The following is a 5374-nucleotide window of genomic DNA, read 5'->3' on the forward strand; positions in this document are numbered from 1 at the left end:
GCGGGGGCCTCCGCGGCGGCGGGCTCGGCCGCGGGTGCCGCCGGGGCGGCACCGGAACCGGAGCCGTCACCGATGACGGCGAGGGTCGCACCGACCTCTACGGTGTCGTCCTCCTGGACGAGGATCTGCTCGAGGACGCCGGCGACCGGCGACGGGATCTCGGTGTCGACCTTGTCGGTCGACACCTCGAGCAGCGGCTCGTCGACGGCGACCTCGTCGCCGACAGCCTTGAGCCAGCGGGTGACAGTGCCCTCGGTGACGGATTCGCCGAGGGCCGGCAGCTGCACGTTCTCAGACATGACCTGTGAGGTCTCCTTTGTCGTTATGGTCAGTTGTGGGCGTGCAGAGGCTTGCCGGCCAGTGCCATGTGTGCCTCTCCGAGTGCCTCGTTCTGGGTGGGATGTGCGTGGACGAGCGAGGCGACGTCCTCAGGGAACGCCTCCCAGCCCACGATGAGCTGGCCCTCGCCGATCAGCTCGCCCACACGCGAGCCGATCAGGTGCATACCGACCACGGGTCCGTCCTTGCGGCGCACCAGCTTGGCGAAGCCCTGGGTACCCAGGATCTTGCTCTTGCCGTTGCCCGCGAGGTTGTACTCGATGGTCTCCACCTGGTCCGGACCGTACAGCTCGGCGGCCTTCGCCTCGGTGACGCCAACCGACGCCACCTCCGGCTCGCAGTAGGTGACGCGCGGGATCGCCGCCTCGTCGATCGGCGCGGGCGACTGGCCCGCGATCTGCTCGGCCACGTAGATGCCCTGCGCGAACCCGCGATGGGCGAGCTGCAGGCCCGGCACGATGTCGCCGACCGCCCAGACCTGCCCGCCGGCCAGCGTGGTGACGCCGGTGCGGAGCAGATCGTCGGTCAGCACGAAACCGCGGTCGAGGCGCACGCCGGCGGCCTCGTACCCGAGGTCGGCGGTCCGCGCACCGCGTCCGACGGCGACGAGCAGCAGCTCGGCGTCGAACGTGGCGCCCGACTCGAGCTCGACCTTCACGCCGTCGTCGGACTGCTTGACCTGGGCGAAGCGGTCGCCCAGGGAGAACTTGATGCCGCGCTTGCGGAACGCGCGCTCCAGCGCCTTCGAGAGCGCGACGTCCTCGTTCGGCACGAGGTGCGGCAGCGCCTCGACGATCTGCACGTCGGCGCCGAACGACTTCCAGACGCTGGCGAACTCCACGCCGATCACACCGCCGCCGAGCACCACCACGGACTTCGGCACGGTGTCCAGCGTGAGCGCCTGGTCGGAGGTGATGACGCGGCCGCCCAGGTCGAGGCCGGGCAGGCTCCGGGCGTACGAGCCGGTCGCGAGCACCACGTGGGTGCCGGTGACGCGGGTGGTCGCCCCGTCGGGCGCGGTGGCCTCGACGACGCCGGGGGAGGCGAGCGTGCCGTGCCCCTCGACGACGGTGATCTTCCGGGAGGCGATCAGCCCCTGCAGGCCCTTGTACAGGCCCGCGACCACGGAGTCCTTGTAGGCGAGTACGCCGGGCATGTCGATGCCGTCCAGCGAGGTACGGACGCCGAACTGCGCACCGTGCGCGGCGGCGTCGGCCACCTCTGCCGCGTGCAGGAGCGCCTTGGTGGGCACGCAGCCCACGTGCAGGCAGGTCCCGCCGAGCTTGTCCTCCTCCACGAGGGCCACGCTCTGGCCCAGCTGCGCGGCGCGGAGGGCGGCCGCGTAGCCGCCGCTTCCCCCACCGAGCACGACGACGTCGTACGTGTCCGGGTTGTCATGCGTAGGCAAGTGCTGGCTCCTCATGGATGGCGGAGGTGACTGCGTCTGCTGCGCGGGTTGGCGCCGCATGCCATCTTGACACTTCAGCGGGCGTGGCCCCAATCGTGTACCCGGCTTGTCGGGTGTGACCGTGGCGACATTGACGCAAATGACGCCGTTGTGAAAAGGCGGACGGCTCGGAAGTGCGAGTTTCCTGCGATGTGCGTGGAGATGCCTAGGACACTGCTGTTCTCGCTAGTACCCTCGGTGCATGCCCCGCCAGTCCCGTAGCTCGCTCGCGCGTTTCTTCCAGCGACGCTCCACGCCCGGCAGCGGCGCGCGCCCGACCGGCAACGACGCGCGTCGCCAGACCCTGGCACACCTTGGTGAGTTCATCTCCTCGCGGATCGGCGTCGAGGCCTATGTGGAGCCCCCGACCACCGACATCCCCAGCACCATCCTGCTCGTCGCCAGCACGGGGGAGTGGACGCGCCGCCGGGTGCCCGACGAGCGCACCGCCTTCGACATCGCGAACCAGCTCGGGGTGCCCGTCTACAACGTGCGGTTCACCGGCTACCCGCAGCGGATGCGCGACTGGAACAGCGCACAGCGCAAGAAGTGATCCCGCAGAGACGGCACCTGTGCAGGTAGAACCCATTCACGTAGAACTCTGGCGAAGCAGCGACCGCTGCTTCGCCAGAGTTCTACCTCGCAGGAGTTCTACTTCGCGGGGAGAGCCGCCGCGGCCGCCGCGCGGCCCTCGATGAAGCTCAGCAGCGTGCGCACGCCCACGCCGGTGCCGCCGCCGGAGGTGTAGCCGTGCGCGCCGCCCTCGTTGAAGGCCGGCCCGGCGATGTCCAGGTGGGCCCACGGGTGGTCGCCCACGAACGTCTGCAGGAACAGGCCGGCGTTGAGCATGCCGCCCCACCGCGGGCCGGAGTTGGCGACGTCGGCCACCTTGGACTTGATGTTCGACTTGAGCTCCTCGGGGAGCGGCATCGGCCAGAACAGCTCGCCCGAGGCGTCGGCGGCGGCCTTGACCTCGTCGCGCACCGCGTCGGTGCCCATGACGGCGGACGTGCGGTTGCCGAGCGCCACCATCTGCGCGCCGGTGAGCGTCGCGATGTCGAGCACCACGTCGTGGCCGTCCTCGACGGCGGAGACCAGGCCGTCTGCCATGACGACGCGGCCCTCGGCGTCGGTGTTCAGCACCTCGACGGTCTTGCCGCCGTAGATGGTGATGACGTCGGCGGGGCGCTGCGCGTTGCCGCCCGGCATGTTCTCCGCGAGGCAGAGGTAGCCGGTGACGGCGACCGGCAGGTTCAGCTTGGCCGCGGCGACCACCGTGGACAGGACGGCGGCGGCGCCGGCCATGTCGGACTTCATGGCCTCCATGCCGGCGGCCGGCTTGATCGAGATGCCGCCCGAGTCGAACGTGATGCCCTTGCCCACGAGCGCCACCTTGGCGGTCGGCTTGGCCGGCGTGTAGGCGACCTTGACGAGGCGCGGGCCGCGCGACGAGCCCTGGCCCACGGCGGTGAGCCCGCCGTAGCCGCCCGAGACGAGCTGCTTGTCGTCGAGCACGGTCACCTTGAGGTGCTTGACGTCCTTGGCCGCGGCCTTGGCGGCGTCGGCGAAGGTGGCCGGGTAGAGCTCGTTGGGCGCGGTGTTGACCAGGTCACGCGTGGCGTGGACGGCCGCGGCGAGGATCTCGGCGCGCTCGGCGGCGAGCTTGGCCTTCGCGTTCTTGTGCAGCGGGGTGAGGATCTCGATCGCGGCGACCGGGTCCTTGCCGTTCCGGGCGCCGTTCTTCGCGTCCTTGGCCCCGTCCTTCGCGGCCTTGCCGGAGGTCCGGTAGCGGTTGAACGCGTAGGCGCCCAGCAGCGCACCCTCGGTGACGGCGGTGATCTCCGCGTCGTCGGAGGCGGGCAGCGCGATGGCGGCGGAGGCGAGGCCCGCGAGCTCGCGGGTCGCGGCACCGGCGGCGCGGCGCAGGGTCTCTGCGGTGAACGTGCCGTCCTCGGTGCGCTCGCCCAGGCCGGTCAGCACCAGGACGTCGGCGGCGAGCTTGTCGCCGGCGGGGATCTTGCGGACCTCGTCGCGCGCCCCGGTGACGCCGAGCTGCGGCGCGAGCGTCTCGAGCTGCGTGAGCAGGTCGGTGGGGAGCTGGTCGGACACGACGGCTACGCCGTCCGACGTCTGGGCGGTCGCCACCACGAGCGCTTCGGCCTTCACGGCGGTGGGATTCTTGCTGGAGAGGGTCACGTCGGTCACGCAGCCGATCGTATCCCGCGCCCCTGACCGCCGGTCCGTGGTCGGGGGCGGACGAGGGAGCGGACGAAGGATCGGCCTGCCCAGCACCCTCGGGCGGGCCCATCGAGGCGCAGGTCACGCACGATCCGATTGCCGGTGGGACGGTGCCGCCCGGTAGTCTGCGGACGTGATCCTTGGCCTCCTGCTCCTCGTGGTCGCGCTCTGCGTGGCCCTGGCCGGGTGGGCCGGCTGGTTCGTCGCCCGCGACCGCGCCGTGATCCTGAACCAGCTCTGGGGCGCGGCGGTGATCGAGGTCCTGCTGCTCGTGCAGGGTGTCGTCGCGATCGTGCAGGGTGCGGGCGGCGGCGGGGCGAGCGACCCGCTGCTGTTCTGGGGCTACTTCGCCACGACCCTGGTGATCCTGCCGGTCGCCGCCGCGTGGGCCTTCGCCGAGCGCACCAGATGGAGCTCGGTGGTGCTGCTCGTGGCGTCCCTGACGGTGGCCTTCCTGGAGTGGCGCATGTGGCAGATCTGGATGGGGGCGTGATGACGGAACCGACGGAACCGACCGGGAAGACGGCCGCACGGCGGACCGGGCGGGGCTTCGGCCGCGTGCTGGTGACCGTGTACGGCATCCTGGCGTTCGCCGCCCTCGGCCGGTCGTCCTACGAGCTCGTCGTGAAGTTCGGCGAGGCTCCCGTCGCCTACACGCTGTCGACGCTCGCGGCCGCGGTGTACGTGGTCGCGACCTTCGCGCTCGCGATCGGCACGCCCGCCTGGCGCGTGACCGCATGGATCACCGTCGGGATCGAGGCGGTGGGCGTCGTCACGATCGGCGCCCTGTCGCTGGCCGACCCCGGCGTGTTCGGTGAGTCGACCGTCTGGTCCGGCTTCGGCCAGGGCTACGGCTACGTGCCGCTGGTCCTGCCGTTCGTGGGGCTGTGGTGGCTGTGGCGGACGTCGCGCAGCACGTCCGAGGAGAGGACCGCATGAGCTGGCCGTACTCGTTGTTGTTCAACGGCGTCTTCCGCCGGATGGATCCGGAGCGGGCCCACGAGCTCGCGTTCTCGCTGATCGAGCGCGCCGGCAAGGTGCCGGTGCTGCGGGACGTCGCGCAGGGGGCGCTGGCCCCCTACCTCGGCCAGCGGGCCGGCGGCCCGGGCAGCGTGCGCCTCTTCGGCCGCGTGGTGCCGGCGCCGTTCGGCCTGGCCGGAGGGTTCGACAAGAACGCCCGCGCGATCCGGGGCCTGACGATGCTCGGCTTCGGGTTCGTCGAGATCGGCACCGTCACCGCCCGCCCGCAGCCCGGGAACGACAAGCCGCGCATGTGGCGCGAGCTCGACGTGCGGGGCGTGCGCAACCGGATGGGCTTCAACAACGAGGGCGCGGCGGCCGCCGCCGAGC

Annotated in this window: 7 protein-coding genes; 4 read left to right on the top strand and 3 right to left on the bottom strand. The window is 71.5% G+C overall.

Features of this window, described 5'->3' with window-relative positions; all coding sequences use genetic code 11:
• Together PROKR_RS24075 and lpdA are read right to left on the bottom strand one after the other, a co-directional pair.
• The coding region (locus PROKR_RS24075; protein WP_036968680.1) for a biotin/lipoyl-containing protein at positions 1–299 on the bottom strand (299 nt) is incomplete at its 3' end.
• A gap of 29 nt (positions 300–328) precedes the next feature.
• The gene (gene lpdA / locus PROKR_RS24080; protein WP_051433304.1) at positions 329–1762 is read right to left on the bottom strand and encodes a dihydrolipoyl dehydrogenase; all 1434 of its coding nucleotides are present in this window, start codon (positions 1760–1762) and stop codon (positions 329–331) included.
• A 226-nt stretch (positions 1763–1988) separates the two neighbouring features.
• Between lpdA and PROKR_RS24085 the strand changes: the two genes are divergently transcribed.
• Complete coding sequence (locus PROKR_RS24085; protein WP_036968685.1) at positions 1989–2339, top strand: hypothetical protein; 351 nt, start codon at positions 1989–1991, stop codon at positions 2337–2339.
• A 98-nt stretch (positions 2340–2437) separates the two neighbouring features.
• Here the strand turns inward: PROKR_RS24085 and PROKR_RS24090 are convergent, their stop codons facing one another.
• Positions 2438–3991 carry a leucyl aminopeptidase gene (locus PROKR_RS24090; protein WP_036968688.1) on the bottom strand — a complete coding sequence of 518 codons (1554 nt, stop codon included), beginning with the start codon at positions 3989–3991 and terminating at the stop codon, positions 2438–2440.
• Positions 3992–4157: 166 nt separating this feature from the next.
• Here PROKR_RS24090 and PROKR_RS24095 point away from each other — a divergent pair, with 166 nt between their 5' ends.
• The 3 genes from PROKR_RS24095 to PROKR_RS24105 all read left to right on the top strand — a co-directional run.
• The gene (locus tag PROKR_RS24095; RefSeq protein WP_036968691.1) at positions 4158–4517 is read left to right on the top strand and encodes a hypothetical protein; all 360 of its coding nucleotides are present in this window, start codon (positions 4158–4160) and stop codon (positions 4515–4517) included.
• Positions 4517–4963, top strand: a complete 447-nt coding sequence (locus PROKR_RS24100; RefSeq protein WP_051433305.1) for a hypothetical protein — start codon at positions 4517–4519, stop codon at positions 4961–4963. Before PROKR_RS24095 ends, PROKR_RS24100 begins: the two co-directional genes overlap by 1 nt.
• Positions 4960–5374 (top strand): diguanylate cyclase (locus PROKR_RS24105; protein ID WP_036968694.1); only part of this gene is annotated, 415 nt, incomplete at its 3' end. The genes PROKR_RS24100 and PROKR_RS24105, both read left to right, overlap by 4 nt.

Origin of the sequence: Promicromonospora kroppenstedtii DSM 19349, assembly GCF_000515355.1 — a bacterium.
GTDB lineage: Bacteria > Actinomycetota > Actinomycetes > Actinomycetales > Cellulomonadaceae > Promicromonospora > Promicromonospora kroppenstedtii.

Excerpts from the sequence above, each read along its gene's own strand:
- lpdA (WP_051433304.1), bottom strand. The coding sequence starts at position 1,762 with ATGAGGAGCCAGCACTTGCCTACGCATGACAACCCGGACACGTACGAC.
- PROKR_RS24085 (WP_036968685.1), top strand. The coding sequence starts at position 1,989 with ATGCCCCGCCAGTCCCGTAGCTCGCTCGCGCGTTTCTTCCAGCGACGC.
- PROKR_RS24100 (WP_051433305.1), top strand. The coding sequence starts at position 4,517 with ATGACGGAACCGACGGAACCGACCGGGAAGACGGCCGCACGGCGGACC.